Source organism: Caulobacter sp. P1_B12_2 (assembly GCF_056406675.1).
Genome location: NZ_JBFTZS010000147.1, coordinates 1 through 14,984, shown reverse-complemented (window position 1 = coordinate 14,984; position 14,984 = coordinate 1). Strand labels below are relative to the sequence as shown.

Annotated in this window: 14 protein-coding genes; 8 read left to right on the top strand and 6 right to left on the bottom strand. The window is 69.4% G+C overall.

Translation table 11 applies throughout. The features are described from left to right. Positions 1 to 29: 29 nt before the first annotated feature. Positions 30 to 2,471: an ATP-dependent helicase HrpB gene (hrpB, locus tag AC1DZ6_RS11190; RefSeq protein WP_477097253.1), complete on the bottom strand. Its 2,442-nt coding sequence runs from the start codon at positions 2,469 to 2,471 to the stop codon at positions 30 to 32. Positions 2,472 to 2,744: 273 nt separating this feature from the next. Here hrpB and AC1DZ6_RS11185 point away from each other — a divergent pair, with 273 nt between their 5' ends. Both AC1DZ6_RS11185 and AC1DZ6_RS11180 read left to right on the top strand, forming a co-directional pair. Beyond that, on the top strand, positions 2,745 to 4,325 hold the full coding sequence (locus AC1DZ6_RS11185) for an amino acid permease (protein ID WP_477097252.1): 1,581 nt from the start codon (positions 2,745 to 2,747) through the stop codon (positions 4,323 to 4,325). A gap of 87 nt (positions 4,326 to 4,412) precedes the next feature. Continuing rightward, complete coding sequence (locus AC1DZ6_RS11180; protein ID WP_477097251.1) at positions 4,413 to 5,126, top strand: MBL fold metallo-hydrolase; 714 nt, start codon at positions 4,413 to 4,415, stop codon at positions 5,124 to 5,126. A gap of 6 nt (positions 5,127 to 5,132) precedes the next feature. On the opposite strand, the gene AC1DZ6_RS11175 is transcribed toward AC1DZ6_RS11180, so the two are convergent. Continuing rightward, complete coding sequence (locus tag AC1DZ6_RS11175; RefSeq protein ID WP_477097250.1) at positions 5,133 to 5,570, bottom strand: EF-hand domain-containing protein; 438 nt, start codon at positions 5,568 to 5,570, stop codon at positions 5,133 to 5,135. Between the two features lie 128 nt (positions 5,571 to 5,698). Between AC1DZ6_RS11175 and AC1DZ6_RS11170 the strand changes: the two genes are divergently transcribed. The 3 genes from AC1DZ6_RS11170 to AC1DZ6_RS11160 all read left to right on the top strand — a co-directional run bounded on the left by AC1DZ6_RS11170 (position 5,699) and on the right by AC1DZ6_RS11160 (position 8,827). Then, complete coding sequence (locus tag AC1DZ6_RS11170; protein ID WP_477097255.1) at positions 5,699 to 6,451, top strand: response regulator; 753 nt, start codon at positions 5,699 to 5,701, stop codon at positions 6,449 to 6,451. Further along, positions 6,448 to 7,947 carry an ATP-binding protein gene (locus tag AC1DZ6_RS11165; protein ID WP_477097249.1) on the top strand — a complete coding sequence of 500 codons (1,500 nt, stop codon included), beginning with the start codon at positions 6,448 to 6,450 and terminating at the stop codon, positions 7,945 to 7,947. Before AC1DZ6_RS11170 ends, AC1DZ6_RS11165 begins: the two co-directional genes overlap by 4 nt. 94 nt (positions 7,948 to 8,041) lie before the next feature. Further along, positions 8,042 to 8,827 carry an EF-hand domain-containing protein gene (locus AC1DZ6_RS11160; protein ID WP_477097248.1) on the top strand — a complete coding sequence of 262 codons (786 nt, stop codon included), beginning with the start codon at positions 8,042 to 8,044 and terminating at the stop codon, positions 8,825 to 8,827. On the opposite strand, the gene AC1DZ6_RS11155 is transcribed toward AC1DZ6_RS11160, so the two are convergent. Further along, positions 8,805 to 9,476, bottom strand: coding sequence for a DUF1345 domain-containing protein (locus AC1DZ6_RS11155; protein WP_477097247.1), 672 nt, complete (start codon positions 9,474 to 9,476; stop codon positions 8,805 to 8,807). The genes AC1DZ6_RS11160 and AC1DZ6_RS11155 overlap by 23 nt on opposite strands. Before the next feature lie 116 nt (positions 9,477 to 9,592). On the opposite strand from AC1DZ6_RS11155, the gene AC1DZ6_RS11150 reads away from it, so the two are divergent. Then, positions 9,593 to 9,760: a hypothetical protein gene (locus AC1DZ6_RS11150; protein WP_477097246.1), complete on the top strand. Its 168-nt coding sequence runs from the start codon at positions 9,593 to 9,595 to the stop codon at positions 9,758 to 9,760. A gap of 9 nt (positions 9,761 to 9,769) precedes the next feature. Next, positions 9,770 to 9,970, top strand: coding sequence for a KGG domain-containing protein (locus tag AC1DZ6_RS11145; RefSeq protein ID WP_477097245.1), 201 nt, complete (start codon positions 9,770 to 9,772; stop codon positions 9,968 to 9,970). Here the strand turns inward: AC1DZ6_RS11145 and egtB are convergent. The 3 genes from egtB to AC1DZ6_RS11130 form a co-directional block, all read right to left on the bottom strand. Beyond that, positions 9,967 to 12,138, bottom strand: a complete 2,172-nt coding sequence (gene egtB, locus AC1DZ6_RS11140; protein WP_477097244.1) for an ergothioneine biosynthesis protein EgtB — start codon at positions 12,136 to 12,138, stop codon at positions 9,967 to 9,969. The genes AC1DZ6_RS11145 and egtB overlap by 4 nt on opposite strands. A gap of 146 nt (positions 12,139 to 12,284) precedes the next feature. After that, complete coding sequence (locus AC1DZ6_RS11135) at positions 12,285 to 12,743, bottom strand: response regulator transcription factor (RefSeq protein WP_477097243.1); 459 nt, start codon at positions 12,741 to 12,743, stop codon at positions 12,285 to 12,287. A gap of 1 nt (position 12,744) precedes the next feature. Continuing rightward, entirely contained in the window at positions 12,745 to 14,850 is a 2,106-nt protein-coding gene (locus tag AC1DZ6_RS11130) for a PAS domain S-box protein (protein ID WP_477097242.1), read from the bottom strand. Here AC1DZ6_RS11130 and AC1DZ6_RS11125 point away from each other — a divergent pair. After that, on the top strand, positions 14,849 to 14,984 hold a 136-nt coding region (locus tag AC1DZ6_RS11125; protein ID WP_477097254.1), incomplete at its 3' end, for a PAS domain S-box protein. The genes AC1DZ6_RS11130 and AC1DZ6_RS11125 overlap by 2 nt on opposite strands.

The following is a 14,984-nucleotide window of genomic DNA, read 5'->3' as shown; positions in this document are numbered from 1 at the left end:
CGCCGCAAGGGCGTGTCCCCGACCATACCTCAGGTCCCCCGAGGCTTCGCCCTCGTCGTCGGCGCGGCCGCCGCCGGATCTTCCGGCCAGACGTGCCGTGGATACCGCCCCTTCATCTCCGTCCGCACCTCGCGCCACGAGCCCTTCCAGAACCCCGGCAGATCCCGCGTGATCTGAATCGGCTTGTGCCCCGGCGACAGCAGCGCCAGCACCAGCGCCACGCCGCCCACCGTCGGATGGGCCGTCAGGCCGAACAGCTCCTGCACCCGCACATCAACACGCGGCCCGCCGTCGGCGGCGTAGTCGATGGCGAAGCTGGAACCGGTCGGGGCCGTGAACCGGGACGGGGCCTCGGCGTCGAGGCGGCGATGCAGATCCCAGGGGACCAGGGTGCGGATCGCGTCGGTCAGGGCCCCGTCGCCCAATTGGCCTAAGGCCGAGCGGCCCGCCAGCAGCGGCTCGAGCCATTCGGGCAGGCGCTCCAGCAAGGCCACATCCGATAGGTCCGGCCAGGTCACGGGATCGCGTTCGCGCAGGAAGCCGACACGGCGACGCAGGGCCTGAGCCCCGTCCCCCAGCGGCACGGCGGACAGCCCCTCGCGTTCGACCTGCCCCAGCAGCGCCTTGGTCACCAGCGCCGGATCGACCTTGTCCAGCAGCCGCTCCTCGACCACCAGCTTGCCCAGGCGCAACAGGCGGCGGGCGCGGACCTTGCCCCTGGCGTCGGGCTCCAGCCGGTCCTCGGCGACCAGGCGATCGGCGAAGGCCTCGCGCAGGGCCAGCTCGTCCAGCGGTGCGGCCAGCAGGATGCGGTCGCGGGCCTCGCCGCCGCCCAGTTCGCCGACCGCCAGCCAGGTTTCGCGGGCCAAGGCGTCGGTGGGCTCCAGATAGACCCCGCGACCGCCGGCCAGCTGATATTCGCCCGGCTTGCCCCGCGCCCGGGCCACGCGCTCCGGATAGGCCTCTGCCAGCAGCAGGGCGTCGTCCAGCGGCGCGGCGCCCGAGGCGCGGCCGGCGGACCGCGCCCAGCGCTCCGACAGGGTCCGTGCGTCGCGGGCCCTCGGCGAGCGGTCGCGGTCGAAACTCTCCAACCTGTGGCGCAGATCGACGTCGCGGCCGCCCAGGCCTTGCTCGCTGAGCACGGCGGCGATCTTCGCGCCCCGCTCGGCCTGGCCCGAGGCGGCGGCGCGGACCACCATATGGGCCAGGCGCGGGGCCAGCGGCATGTCGGCCAGGGCCCGGCCATGAGCGGTCAGGCCGCCCTGTCCGTCCAGGGCCTGAAGGCGATTGAGCAGGATCCGCGCCTCGTTAAAGGCTGCGGCCGGCGGCTTGTCGAGAAAGGCCAGGTCGCCCACGTCCCGCGCGCCCCAGCGCGCCAGGTTCAAGGCCAGGTTCGACAGATCGGCTTCCAGGATCTCGGGGCGCGCGAAGGCCGGCAAAGCCCTGGTCTCCGGCTCGTCCCACAGCCGGTAGCAGACCCCCGGCTCGGTGCGGCCGGCCCGGCCCCGGCGCTGATCGGCGGCGGCGCGCGACACCCGCACGGTCTCCAGCCGAGTCAGGCCGCTGGACGGATCGAAGCGCGGCACGCGGGCCAGGCCGCAGTCGATCACCACCCGGACGCCCTCGATGGTCAGGCTGGTCTCGGCGATCGAGGTGGCCAGGACCACCTTGCGTCGGCCCGGACCGGCGGGGGCCACGGCGCGATCCTGCTCGGCGGGCTCCAGCGCGCCATACAGCGGGGCCACATCCACATCCGGCCGCCGCAACCGGTCGCGCAGCATGGTTTCGGTGCGACGGATCTCGCCCTGGCCCGGCAGGAACACCAGCAGGCTGCCGCCCTCCTCGGCCAAGGCCCGCTCGACGGCGCGAACGACCCGTTCCTCCAACCGCTGGCGCTCGTCGCGGCCGAGATAGCGGGTGTCGACCGGGAACATCCGCCCCTGACTCTCGACGATGGGCGCGTCGCCCAGCAGGGCCGAGATCCGGGCCCCGTCCAGGGTGGCCGACATCACCAGGATCTTCAGGTCCTCGCGCACCAGGCCTTGGGCGTCGCGGGCCAGGGCCAGGCCGAGATCGGCGTCGAGGCTGCGCTCGTGGAACTCGTCGAAGATCACCGCCGCCACGCCGTCCAGGCCCGGATCGTCCAGAATCATCCGGGTGAACACGCCCTCGGTCACCACCTCGACCCTCGTGCGGCCCGAGATCTTCGACTGCAATCTGACACGGAAGCCCACCGTCTCGCCGACGCTCTCGCCCAGGGTCTGGGCCATGCGGGAGGCCGCGGCCCGGGCCGCCAGACGGCGCGGCTCCAGCATGATGATCTTGCCGCCGGCGGCCCAGGCTTCGTCCAGCAAGGCCAACGGCACGACCGTGGTCTTGCCCGCGCCCGGCGGCGCGACCAGCACGGCGGCCTCGCGCGCCGCGAGCGCGGATTTCAGGGCCGGCAAGGCGTCGTGGATGGGAAGGGTCACGCGGCGTGGTTTAAGGGCGCTGCCGGAAATCACCAAGCGCCGGCCGCCGAACCTTGGTCTCTCCGCAAGCGCCTAACCCTGAGGCAGCAAAGGCCAGGAAGCGTGCTGCGTCGCAACATCGGCCCGGCAGGCCATGGCCCTTATTGCGCGCAGCGGGGCGAACAATTACGCACGACCTCCGCTTTACCTTGACCGCGTCCCGTTAACCGGGCCACGGTCCGCAAAATTTGTCTACGCGGCCCCCGGGGGGAGCCGCGGGTCTCTGGAGGAAATATGTGGCGCGTTAAGTCACTGGATGCGATTCTAGCCACGGCCAAGAAGAAGTCGTTGCATCGCTCTCTCGGCCCCATCCAGCTCACCCTGCTGGGCGTTGGCGCCATCATCGGCACGGGCATCTTCGTCCTCACCGCCGCCGCCTCGCAAAAGGCCGGCCCGGGCATGATGTTGAGCTTCGTGATCGCCGGCGCCGTCTGCGCCTTCGCCGCGCTCTGCTATTCGGAACTGGCCTCGATGCTGCCGGTCTCGGGCTCGGCCTACACCTACACCTACGCCGTGATGGGCGAACTGCTGGCCTGGATGGTCGGCTGGGCCCTGATCCTGGAATACGCCGTGGCCGCCAGCGCCGTGTCGGTGGGCTGGTCGGGCTACTTCCTCGGCATGATCGAGCACGCCCTGCACTTCCATTGGCCCGACGCCTTGCGAGCCGGTCCAGCCTGGTCGCTGAACGGCTTCATGCCGGTCGCCGACTTCAGCCACGGGGTCGTCAACATCCCCGCGATCGTGGTGGCCTTGTCCGTGACGGCCCTGCTGGTCATCGGCACGACCGAAAGCGCCCGCGTCAACGCCTTCCTGGTGTTGATCAAGGTCTCGGCCCTGACCGTCTTCGTCATCCTGACCCTTCCCCTGATCAAGAACGGCAACTTCACGCCCTTCGCGCCCAACGGCTGGTTCGGCCCTGAAGGCACGACGGGCATGGGCGTGTTCGGCGCCGCCGCCTCGATCTTCTTCGCCTATGTCGGCTTCGACGCGGTCTCCACCGCCGCCGAAGAAACCAAGAACCCGCAGCGCAACGTGCCGATCGGCCTGATCGGCAGCCTGGGCATCTGCACCATCTTCTATCTGTTGGTCGCGGCCGGCGCGGTCGGCGCCATCGGCGCCCAGCCCGTCCTCGGCGCGGCCGGCGAAGCCGTGCAGCCCGGGTCGGCCGCGTTCCAAACGGCCTGCGCCTTGGCTTCGAACGCCGACCGCCTGGTCTGCTCGAACGAGGCCCTCGCCCACGTCCTGCGTCAGGTCAACTACCCGCTCGCCGGCTACCTGCTGGGCCTGGCGGCCAACCTGGCCCTGCCCTCGGTCATCCTGATGATGATCTACGGCCAGACCCGCATCTTCTTCGTCATGGCCCGCGACGGCCTGCTGCCGGAGAAGCTGGCCGAGATCCACCCCAAGTGGAAGACGCCGCATATCGTCACCATCGCCACCGGTATCTTCGTGGCCGTCGCCGCCGCGTTCTTCCCGGTCGGTCAGCTGGCGGACATCTCCAACTCCGGCACCCTGTTCGCCTTCTTCATGGTGGCGATCGCGGTGATGGTGCTGCGGGTGAAGGATCCCAACCGTCCGCGTCCGTTCAAGACGCCGGCGATCTGGCTCGTGGCCCCGATCGCCCTGGCCGGCTGCGCCTTCCTGTACTTCAACCTGCCCCTGGAATCGATCCTGGTGCTGCCGGTCTGGGGCGCGCTGGGCCTGGTGATCTACTTCGCCTACGGCTACCGCAAGAGCCATGTCGGCAAGGGCCTGCGCGGCGAAGTTCACGAACTGGACGACGACGCGCCTCCCACCGGCATTCCCGGCGCGTAATAGGACTTGAACGGGCGTTCATAACGCTTAGTTCGGACGGGCGGAGATCTTCGGATCTCCGCCCGTTGTCGTTTGGAGCCTCGTTGCATGGCCGAAATGCCCATCCGCGCCGTCATCGCGCCGGTCACGCCACTGCAGCAGAACTGCACCATCGTCTGGTGCGCCAAGACCAAGAAGGCGGCCGTGATCGATCCGGGCGGCGAGGTTTCGCGCCTGATGAAGGCGCTGGAGGACCAGGGCCTGACCTTGGAGAAGATCTGGATCACCCACGGCCACATGGACCACGCCGGCGGCGCGGCCGAGCTCAAGCGCCTGACCGGCGTTCCGATCGAGGGACCTCACAAGGACGACCAGTTCTGGATCGACCAGATCCAGTCGACCGGCGAGCGATACGGCGTCCCCGAGGCGCGGATCTTCGTCACCGACCGCTGGTTGGACGACGGCGACGTGGTCACCCTGGGCGAGACCCAGTTCGAGGTGCTGCACTGCCCCGGCCACACGCCCGGCCACGTGATCTTCTTCCACCGCCAGGCGCGCTTCGCCCAGGTGGGGGACGTGCTGTTCAAGGGCTCGATCGGCCGCACCGACTTCCCGCGCGGCAACCACCAGGACCTGCTGGACGCCATCACCGGCAAGCTGTGGCCGCTGGGCGACGACGTCCAGTTCGTGCCCGGCCACGGCCCGATGTCGACTTTCGGCGCCGAGCGGCGCGCCAACCCGTTCGTCAGCGACCTGGCGATCGAGGCGATGAACGTCGAGGGCAAGGACTACGAAGCGCCGGTCAACAGCTCGCCCGGCTAGCGAACCCTAGTTGGGGGGTGCGCGCCGGACCGGCCGTTCGGCCTCGCTGAGCACGCCGTTCTTGTCGGCGTCCAACTGGGCGAAACGGGCCTTGCTGACCGCCAAGGCTTCGGCTTCGGTCACCTTGCCATCGTGATCGGTGTCCATCGCGGCCAACCCGCCGCCTCCACCGCCGCCGCCTGGCCCCGGCCCCGCATCAGGCCGCGCGGCGCGGCGCTCTTCCATCCGCTTCTGGATCGCGGCCAGCTCGCCGGCGTCGATCACACCGTCCTGGTTGGCGTCCATGCGCTGGAACCACGCCTTGGCGGCGTCCTCGTATTCCTGGGCGCTGATCGCGCCGTCGCCGTTGGCGTCCTGGTTGCCGCGAGGCCCCTGGGCGTGGGCGAGACCGGCGACGGCGGCGAGGGAAAGAACGGCGAAGGCCGTCGGCAGAAGGCGGGACATGCTTGTCTCCAAACAACAATTGCGAGGATTGGTCGCATGCGCGGGTTGCGTCCCTGTTTCAGGCGTGAAATCTGCTGGAGACGGGGGCGTGGAAAGAACCAATCATGGAAACTTCGCAAGATCCCGCGATGGCGCCCGTCTCGACGTCCGGCCAGACCACCGACCCCGCGCGCGGCGCCCGCATCCTGATCGTCGATGACGACCCGGGCATCCGTGACGTCGTGGCCGACTTCCTGGGCCGCCACGGCTACGCCATCGACACCGCCTCCGACTCCCGGACCATGGAACAGGCGCTAGCGCGCGGTCCGGTCGATCTGGTGGTGCTGGACATCATGCTGCCCGGCGAGGACGGCCTGGCCATCTGCCGCCGCCTGTCGGCCGCCGACGGCCCCGCCATCATCATGCTTTCGGCCATGGGCGAGGAGACCGACCGCATTGTCGGGCTCGAGCTGGGCGCCGACGACTACCTGCCCAAGCCGTGCAATCCGCGCGAGCTTCTGGCCCGCATCCGCGCCGTGCTGCGGCGCCGCCAGGAGCCGCGCACGGTGGACGACGGCATGGGCGCGGCCTGCGAGTTCGCGGGCTGGCGCCTGGACCTGGTCCGCCGCGAACTGCGCTCGCCGCAGTCGGTGGTGGTCAACCTGTCGAGCGGCGAGTTCTCGCTGCTGCGCGCCTTCGTCGAACGGCCTCAACGCGTTCTGACGCGCGACCAGCTGCTGGACCTGGCGCGGGGCCGCGAAAGCGACGCCTACGACCGCGCCATCGACGTCCAGATCAGCCGCCTGCGCCGCAAGCTCGACGACGGCGGCGGCGGCGAACTGATCCGCACGATCCGCAGCGAAGGCTACATGTTCACGTCCAAGGTGACCCGCACTCCATGAGCGAACCCGTGCGGGTGAAGGGCCCGGGCAGCGCGCCGCTGTTCGTGCAGGCCCTGGGCCTGGTCATCGTCACCCTGGTGGCGGCGCAGTTGATCGCCATCGCCGTGGTCTTCAACCTGCCGCCGCCGCCGCCCGAGATCTATCGGCTGAACGAGATCGCCCGCACAGTGAAGAGCGGCGCGACGGTTCAGCCGCGCGACGGACGCCTCCTCCTGCTCCGCCGCAACGCCGGCCCGATCCGAGGCCTGGTCGACAATCGTCGGCGCGCCGAGTTCAAGACGGCCCTCGCCCGCGAGGTGGGCATCGATGCCGCGCGGATCGAGATGGACATCGACACGGGTCCGCGCTTCTTCGTCCGCGCCCAGAAGCGCACCTTCGTGCAGCAACTGCCGCCGCGAGACGGTCGACGCCACCCGCCGGAAGGCGCGGGCGGTCCGGACGGTCCGCGCGACCGGAACGGCCCTGGACGCCACGGTGGTCCCGGCGGCTTCGACGGTCCGCCGGGTGGCCAGGGCGGGCCGGCTCGTCCGCCGCGCGCCGACGGTCTCCGCGACGAACCGTTCATCGTCGGCGACTTCAAGGTGGCCATCCATCAGGACGATGGCCGCTGGATGATCGTCGAGCCCAAGCCGGCCATCCGCTTCGACACCTGGCAACAGCGGATCCTGCTGATCCTGGCCCTGTCGGTGTTGTGCGTCTCGCCCCTGGCCTGGCTGTTCGCCCGGCGCCTGTCGGGCCCGATCAGCGCCTTCGCCAGCGCGGCGGAGCGCCTGGGCCGCGACCCGCGCGCCGCGCCGCTGGAGTTGAAGGGCTCGGCCGAGGTGATCGCCGCCGCCAACGCCTTCAACATGATGCAGGAGCGCCTGCGTCGCTATGTCGAGGACCGCACGGCGATGATCGGCGCGGTGGCTCACGACCTGCGCACGCCGCTGACCCGCCTGCGCTTCCGCATCGAGGCCGTGCCGGACGACGTTCGCGCCAAGCTGGCCTCGGACATCGACCAGATGGAGGCGATGATCGCCGCGACCATGGCCTTCGTGCGCGACACCACCCGCCCGGCCGAGCGCACCAAGCTGGAACTGGCCTCGCTGCTGGAAAGCATCATCGACGAAGCCGCCGAGACCGGTGGCCAGGCGTCGGTCGAGTTGGGCGAAAAGATCATCATCGACGGCGACCCGGTCGCGCTTCGTCGCCTCCTGACCAATCTGGTCGAGAACGGCCTGAAGTACGGCGGCGCGGTTCAGGGCCGTGTTCGCGCCGAAGGACGCCTGGCGGTGATCGAGATCGACGACGCCGGGCCCGGCATCGCCCCGGCCGAACTGGATCGCGTGTTCGAGCCGTTCTTCCGCAGCGAACCCTCGCGCAACCGCGAGACCGGCGGGATCGGGCTGGGTCTGGCCGTCGTCCGGTCGGTGGCGCGCGCCCACGGCGGCGACGTGACCCTGCACAACCGCCCCGAAGGCGGACTGCGGGCCCGGGTCGAACTGCCGTTCTAGGTCCGACCGCGATTGTATCGGCGGCCCCCGGTTTTGTTGCCGACCCGCAAAAGCTGCGCCATACGCCGGACATGCCGGTGGGGTTGATCAAGCCATGCAAACGTTCACCCGCCTCCGCGCCACCTGCATCCTGATGTTCGCGGCCCTGTGCCTGGGCGCTTGCGCGTCCGGCCCGCCGCAGGACGGTCCGCGCGGCGACTGGGGCAAGGCGCCCAGGGCTCGCCCCCCCGGCGAAGGCGAGGCCGGCGGGCCGCCGCGCCAGCCGCGTCGCAGCCTGTTCATCAGCCCGGCGGGCGAGCCGTTCCGCGCCGAGCCCGGGGCCCCCTACCCGATCGCTGTCTGGTTCGCCGGCGCCGACGCCGACCATGACGGCGTCCTGACGCGCGACGAGTTCGTGGCCGACTCCCTGCGCTTCTTCGACAGGATCGACGGCGACCACAACGGCGTCGTCGACGGCTTCGAGGTCTCGGCCTACGAGACCCAGGTCGCGCCCGAGATCCTGCAGGGCTTCCAGGGCGGCGGCGAAGGTCCTGGCGCGCGTGGTCAGGACGGCCCGCGTGGCCAAGGCGGTCATGGCGGCGGACGACGCGGCGGTGGTGGACCTCCCGGCGGCGGCGGCAAGCGCGGTGGCGGCCCGATGGGCGGCATGCTGCAAGGCGCCACGCCCTACAGCCTGCTGGCCGAACCCGAACCGGTCATGGCCTCGGACGGCGACTTCGACCGTCGCATCACCCGCGTCGAGGCGACCAAGGCCGCCAGGGCCCGCTTCGCCCTGCTCGACAAGGACGGCGACGGCAAGCTGCGCCTGGCCGACCTGCCGCAAACCCCGCTCCAGGCGCGCCTTGAGGGTCCGCGCGCTAGCTCACCAGCCCGGCGATGATGTTGATGCCCAGGGCCAGGACGGCGGTGTTGTAGAAGTAGGCGCAGACCGCCTGGGCGGTGACGAGGTTGCGCAGCTTGGCGGTCAGCACGTTGTTGTCCGACACCTGGAACGTCGCTCCGATGCTGAAGGCCAGATAGACGAAATCGAGATAGGTGCGGGCCGGTTCGCCGGGAAAGAGGAAGCCGGGCTTGTCGGTGCCGTCGCCGAAATGGCGATGGGCGTAGTGCAGCGTGAACACCGAGTGCAGGACCACCCAGGACAGCACCAAGGTGACGCCCGCGCAGGCGGCGGTGATCGCCTGGGTCGCCGGTCCGGCCGATTTCGCGTTCAGCATCGCAGCCACCACCGCGATCAGGCTGGACAGGATCGCCGCCAGCACGATCAGCAGGATCAACGACGGCTTCTCGTCCTCGGCGGCCGCCCGGCGACGCACCTCGGCCTCGTCGGCGGTCAGGAAGAGATGCCAGGTCGTCGCGACGTAAAGCAGCGCGCAAAGGTCCCAGCCGAGCAGGACATGTGTGCTGACCGGAGCATTTAAACGCCCCGCCGCGAGCCAGCCGAAAACGCCGGCCAAAGCGGCGACCCACAGCCGCCAATGGCGCGATATTGCTACGCTTTCGGGTTTCTTAGGTCGGGCCTTGGTCATGCCGTTCACCTTGTTCGCCGCAGGCTTAACATCAAACTCTGCAATTTTGTCTCGCCTGTTGGGTGAACCGAACGCGACTTCACCGGTTACTTCACAGGAACCCGTGGAAGGACGCCATGACCGACCCCGACGCCCCACCGCCGATCGAGCCCCCGCAACCGGACTACGACCCGGGCGCCACGCCCGTTGAAGAGCCCATGCGCGAGCCGCCGGTGCAACCGGGCGACGACCGGCCCTATGACGCTGCTCCCGCGCCGTTCCCCCCCGTGACCAGTCCCGATTAGGAGCACCCTATGGACCTCGACACCGAACGGCCCCGCGGCCGCCGAGGCTTCGCCGCCATGGACCCCGAACGCCGCCGCGAGATCGCGCGCAAAGGGGGCGCCAGCGTTCCCAGTGAGAAGCGCAGCTTCGCCAAGGACCGCGACCTGGCCGCCAACGCGGGTCGCACCGCGGCCGCTCTCCCTCTTCGTATTGAACGCCGCCCGCCTTAGCCGGCCAGGGCGAAGACGCCGAAGCTCGGGCTGTCGCTGATCCAGCGCGCCGCGATCGTCCAGCCCGCGCGACGGGCCAGATCCACGAACATTTCCGGCGTGTACTTGTACGAGTTCTCGGTGTGGATCGTTTCACCAGCCTCGAAGCGAATCTCCCTGCCCGCCAGATGCGCCGTCTGATCGACGCGGCTGACCAGGTGCATCTCCATGCGGCTTTCGTCGGCGTTCCAAACCGCGCGGTGGTCGAAGGCGTCGAGGTCGAAATCACCGCCCAGTTCGCTATTGATCCGCGCCAGCACGTTCTTGTTGAACGCCGCCGTCACGCCCTGGGCGTCGTCATAGGCGGGCACCAGGACGTCGGGGCTCTTGGCGATATCCACCCCGACCACGAACATCGCACCGTCGCCGAGCAGCTCATGGGCGCCGCGCAGGAAGACCTCCGCCTCGGCGGGCGCGAAATTGCCGATCGTCGAGCCCGGGAAGAAGCCTGTCACCGGCCTCCCCCGCGCTGCCGCTGGAAGTCGGACCGCGCGCGTGAAGTCATCGACCAGCGGCGCGACGACCAGGCCCGGATAGTCGCGGCGTAGCGATGCGCTCGCCTCGTCCAGCGCCGACTGGCTGATGTCGATCGGGACGTAGACGGCCAGCTGTGGCATGGCGTCGAGCAGGATGCGTGTCTTGGTGCTGGCCCCGCTGCCGAACTCCACCAGGGCAGCGCCCTCCATGACCCGGGCGGCGATTTCGGGCGCGATGCGCCGAAGCAGCGTGGTTTCCGTGCGAGTGGGATAATATTCCGGCAGGTCGCAGATCGCCTCGAACAGGCGCGAGCCCTCGGCGTCGTAGAAGTACTTGGCCGACAGCGTCTTGCGCTCCGCCGTCAGGCCCGTCAGCGCGTCCTCCAGGAAGGTCGAGTTCGGCGTCGCGGTCTCGCGGCCCAAGCCGCCCATGTCGTCGGCCAAGCGGACCCCTGTGAACGCCCAGCGCTGAGCCGGGTGGAAGAAATTGCGATAGGACGGTCGTGCATGGCCCGGCGAGGTCTCGGCCGCGCCGCCCCGCAGGACCATCTGGTTGATCATGAACTTGCCGTTGTATTCGCCCAGCGCCCCGGCCCCCGGCTTGAAGCCCGGATAGGCGACATAGGGACTGGCGGTCCATTGCCAGGCCTGGTCGGACGCCTGGCGCAGGTCCTGGCCTTCCGGGGAGGTCACGGCGGCTTCCCACTCGGCTTCGGTCGGCAGCCGGCGGCCGCACCAGGCGGCGAAGGCCGCGGCCTCGTAATAGCTGACGTGGCCCACCGGCGCGTGGGGATCGACAGGACGCCGACCCGACAGGGTCATGACCGACCAGGCGCCGTCATCCTCGCGCCGCCAGTAGAGCGGCGCATCCCAACCCTGCTCGGTGACCGCGGCCCAGCCGTCCGACAACCAGAGATCGGCCCGGCGATAGCCGCCGTCCTCGATGAAGGCCAGCCATTCGGCGTTCGTCACCAGTCGGTCGGCCAGGCGGTAAGGCTCGAGATAGACCTTGTGCCGCGGCCGCTCGTTGTCGAAGGCGAAGCCTGGGCTATCGTCGCCGATTTCGACCAGCCCGCCTTCGAAGGCGAGGTATCGGGCATCGGCCGCGGGGGAGCGTTCCGCCGGCTGCGTCTGGCGATAGGCCGGCTGCAGGGGCGATTGAGCGAACAGGTGCAAAAGGTCCATCAGGATCAGCTCTTGATGCTGCTCCTCATGCGAGAGGCCCAGGTCCAGGCGCTCGATCACCTCGGCGGTGGGCGTGGTGGTCAGCAGCCGGACCATGGCCGCGTCGACGTGGGCGCGATAGGCCCCGACCTCGTCGGCCGATGGCCGGGTGATCAGGCCGCGCAGAGGGCGCGGCTGCCGAGGACCGACAGCCTCGTAATAGGAATTGAACAGATAGGCGAAGGCCGGGTCGAACACCCGGTAGCCCGGCAGGAACGGCGTCAGCAGGAACGTTTCGAAGAACCAGGCGGTGTGCGCCCGATGCCATTTGACGGGACTTGCGTCCGGCATCGACTGCGCGCCCTGATCCTCGGGCGAGAGCGGCTTGGCCAGCGCTTCCGTGCGCCGTCGGACCGCCAGATAGCGATCGACCACGGCGATGGCGCGGGCCTCTGAAGCCTCCCGGGCGGGGGTGTCGTCGGGACTCATGCGCTCTCCTGGCGGCCCTGCGTCGGGAGCTTGCCGCCACCCGATGAGCTCAACGAATAAGCAACTTGAGTGTTCCCCCCGCCCGGTTCAAGCGGAGCAGGAATAAAAAGCGAACGCAGCTCGAAGAACGCGGGCTTTTCTTGCCTTCAGAGCAGGAACGGTTCGGGCCCGTCGTCGATCGGAAGCTGGACCGGCGGCAGGCTTTCGGGTTCAGCCGACGCCCGGGCCGACCGGGTGGGCGCGCGCCGCAGAAGCCGTCCGACCCTCTGCAACAGCTGATCATCCTTGAAGGGCTTGGCCAGGAAGTCGCGCGCGCCCAGCGTGATGGCCTGCTTGACGTCGTCAGGCTGGTTGCGGGCGGTCAGCACCATGGTCGGGACGTTCAGCCCCTCTTGGCGCATCTTGCGCAGCACGCCGAAGCCGTCGAGCCGCGGCATGTTGAGGTCCAGCACGAGGGCCGACGGCCGCAGTTCGTGCAGACGCTTGAGGCCTTCGAAACCGTCGCGGGCGAAGTAGGTGTCGTAGCCGGCGATGTCGAGGCGGGTGGTGATCAGGTCCAGAATGATCGGATCATCCTCGACGATCAGGATGCGAACGCGGCCCACCTCACGCCCCCACGACGTCGAGGGGATCAGCGGCGTCGATCGCGCCGTTCCAGCGGGTGCATCGGTCGACGGCCTCGACCAGATCCGCCGCCCTGATGGGCTTTGACACCAGGCCGTCGAAGCCGTGGTCGCCGTCGAGGAGCCCAACCTCGGCGTCCGCCGTGAAGGCCAGGATGGGAACGTCCTGATTGGGCCCTGGCGTGTCGCGGATCTCGCAGAGCGCGTCGGTCCCGGAAACCCCGGGCATCCGCAGGTCCATCAGGATGCAGTCGAACGGCGCCGAAGAGGCGGCGTCGATCGCGGCGCGGCCGCCGTCGGCCTCGGCGACGTCGGCCCCCATGTGCTCTAGCACGGTCCGGGCCAGCTCGCGATTGACGAAATTGTCGTCGACCACAAGCACCCGGACCCCATCCAAGCGCTGGACATCAACCTCGAGCGCGACGGGATAAGGCTCTCCGCCCAGCCCGGCCGCGACCTGGGCGGCGATATGGAAGGTGAACACCGCGCCCTCGCCGGGCACGCTAGCCACCGCGATGCCGCCGCCCATGGCTTCGGTCAGGCCCTTGCAGATCGCCAGGCCCAGGCCTGTGCCGCCATGCTTGCGGGTCGAGGAGGCGTCGACCTGCGAGAAGCGTTGGAAGAGCTTGGTCTGTTGCTCGACGCTGAGACCGGCGCCGGTGTCCTCGACCCGCATGCGCAGCATCGCGGCGTCGGGATCATAGCTGACGAACAGCCGCACGGCGCCGTGCTCGGTGAACTTGACCGCGTTGCCCACCAGATTGAGCAGCACCTGGCGGACCCGGTCCGGATCGATCATCACCCGATCGGGCAAGTCGCCATCGGCTTCGCATTGCAGCCACAGCCCCTTGGCGTCGGCCTGGGGGGCGAACAGGGCCAGGGCGTCCTGGGCCACCGCCAACGGCGAGACGGCACGCGGCGCGATCTCGACCTGGCCCGCCTCGAGCTTGGAGAAGTCGAGCACGTCGTTGACGATCGCCAGCAGCGCCTGTCCCGCGCTGGACACCCGATGGACGTACCGCTGCGAAACCTCGTCCAACTCAGGGCGCTGGGCCAGCAACCCCGAGAAGCCGATAACGGCCGTCAGGGGCGTGCGGATTTCGTGGCTCATATTGGCCATGAACTCGCCCTTCACCGTGGCGGCCGCCTCGGCCTCGGCACGCGCCGCCGCCAGGGCCTTCTCCTGGGCGACCTGCTGGGTCACGTCGCGGATCACGTCGAGGAATCCGGTCGGCAGGTCTGTCGCCGGGTCGCGCAGCAGAGACGGGTTCGATTCCAGCCAGACGTCTCGCCGCGCCGACTTGTGCGGCACGCGCCAGCGCACCCGCTGGACCCGCCTGCCCCGGGTCAGGTTGCGGTAGACGCGCCCCACCCTCACCCGATCCTCTGGATAGGCCAGATCCAGCGCGCTGCGGCCCACGACCTCCTCTGGGCCGTAGCCCAGCAAGGCGTGGCACGACGCGGCGACAAAGGTGACCCTGCCGCTCAGATCGGCGGTTATGATCATGTCGGTGGTGTTTTCGGCCATCAGCCGATAGCGCGCCTCGCTGTCCTTCAGCGCGGCTTCGGCCTCGCGCCGTGCGGTCAAGTCCTCGATCTGCGAGATGAAATAGCGCGGCGTGCCGTCGGGATTGTCGACCCGTGACACCGCCAACTGGATCCAGATGATCGAGCCGTCCTTGCGGATGTAGCGCTTGTCCATCCGGTAGGTCGAGATCAGGCCGTTGAAGAGATCGGTCACCAGGCTGAGATCGGCGTCCAGGTCGTCCGGGTGGGTGATCGCCTGGAAGTCCAGCGCCAGAAGCTCCTCCCGCGTGTAGCCGACCATCTCGCAAAGCGTCGGATTGACCTTCAGGAACGAACCGTCGAGCCCGACCAGGCATTTGCCGATCGGCGCGTGCTCGAAGGCGTTCTCGAACAGCTCCAGCTGCTCCTTGCGTTCGCTGATGTCCTGCATCAGCGCGGTGAGCTCCCAACCCGCCGCATGACGCACCGCGCCGACGGCCAGCTCGATCGGGATCTCGACGCCGTCCTTGCGCCGAGCGGTCGTTTCGATGCGCTGATCGGGCGGCGCTCTCGGCGACGACATCGATCAGCGCATCGAAACGACCGCTCGGCGCAAGGACGGCGTYGAGATCCCGATCGAGCTGGCCGTCGGCGCGGTGCGTCATGCGGCGGGTTGGGAGCTCACCGCGCTGATGCAGGACATCAGCGAACGCAAGG

What these genes read in the sequence shown, in the direction of transcription:
- AC1DZ6_RS11165 (WP_477097249.1), top strand. Translation starts at nt 6,448, where the DNA reads ATGAGCGAACCCGTGCGGGTGAAGGGCCCGGGCAGCGCGCCGCTGTTC.
- AC1DZ6_RS11170 (WP_477097255.1), top strand. Translation starts at nt 5,699, where the DNA reads ATGGCGCCCGTCTCGACGTCCGGCCAGACCACCGACCCCGCGCGCGGC.
- AC1DZ6_RS11160 (WP_477097248.1), top strand. Translation starts at nt 8,042, where the DNA reads ATGCAAACGTTCACCCGCCTCCGCGCCACCTGCATCCTGATGTTCGCG.
- AC1DZ6_RS11185 (WP_477097252.1), top strand. Translation starts at nt 2,745, where the DNA reads ATGTGGCGCGTTAAGTCACTGGATGCGATTCTAGCCACGGCCAAGAAG.
- AC1DZ6_RS11180 (WP_477097251.1), top strand. Translation starts at nt 4,413, where the DNA reads ATGGCCGAAATGCCCATCCGCGCCGTCATCGCGCCGGTCACGCCACTG.
- AC1DZ6_RS11155 (WP_477097247.1), bottom strand. Translation starts at nt 9,476, where the DNA reads ATGACCAAGGCCCGACCTAAGAAACCCGAAAGCGTAGCAATATCGCGC.
- AC1DZ6_RS11150 (WP_477097246.1), top strand. Translation starts at nt 9,593, where the DNA reads ATGACCGACCCCGACGCCCCACCGCCGATCGAGCCCCCGCAACCGGAC.
- AC1DZ6_RS11145 (WP_477097245.1), top strand. Translation starts at nt 9,770, where the DNA reads ATGGACCTCGACACCGAACGGCCCCGCGGCCGCCGAGGCTTCGCCGCC.
- AC1DZ6_RS11175 (WP_477097250.1), bottom strand. Translation starts at nt 5,570, where the DNA reads ATGTCCCGCCTTCTGCCGACGGCCTTCGCCGTTCTTTCCCTCGCCGCC.
- AC1DZ6_RS11130 (WP_477097242.1), bottom strand. Translation starts at nt 14,850, where the DNA reads ATGTCGTCGCCGAGAGCGCCGCCCGATCAGCGCATCGAAACGACCGCT.
- egtB (WP_477097244.1), bottom strand. Translation starts at nt 12,138, where the DNA reads ATGAGTCCCGACGACACCCCCGCCCGGGAGGCTTCAGAGGCCCGCGCC.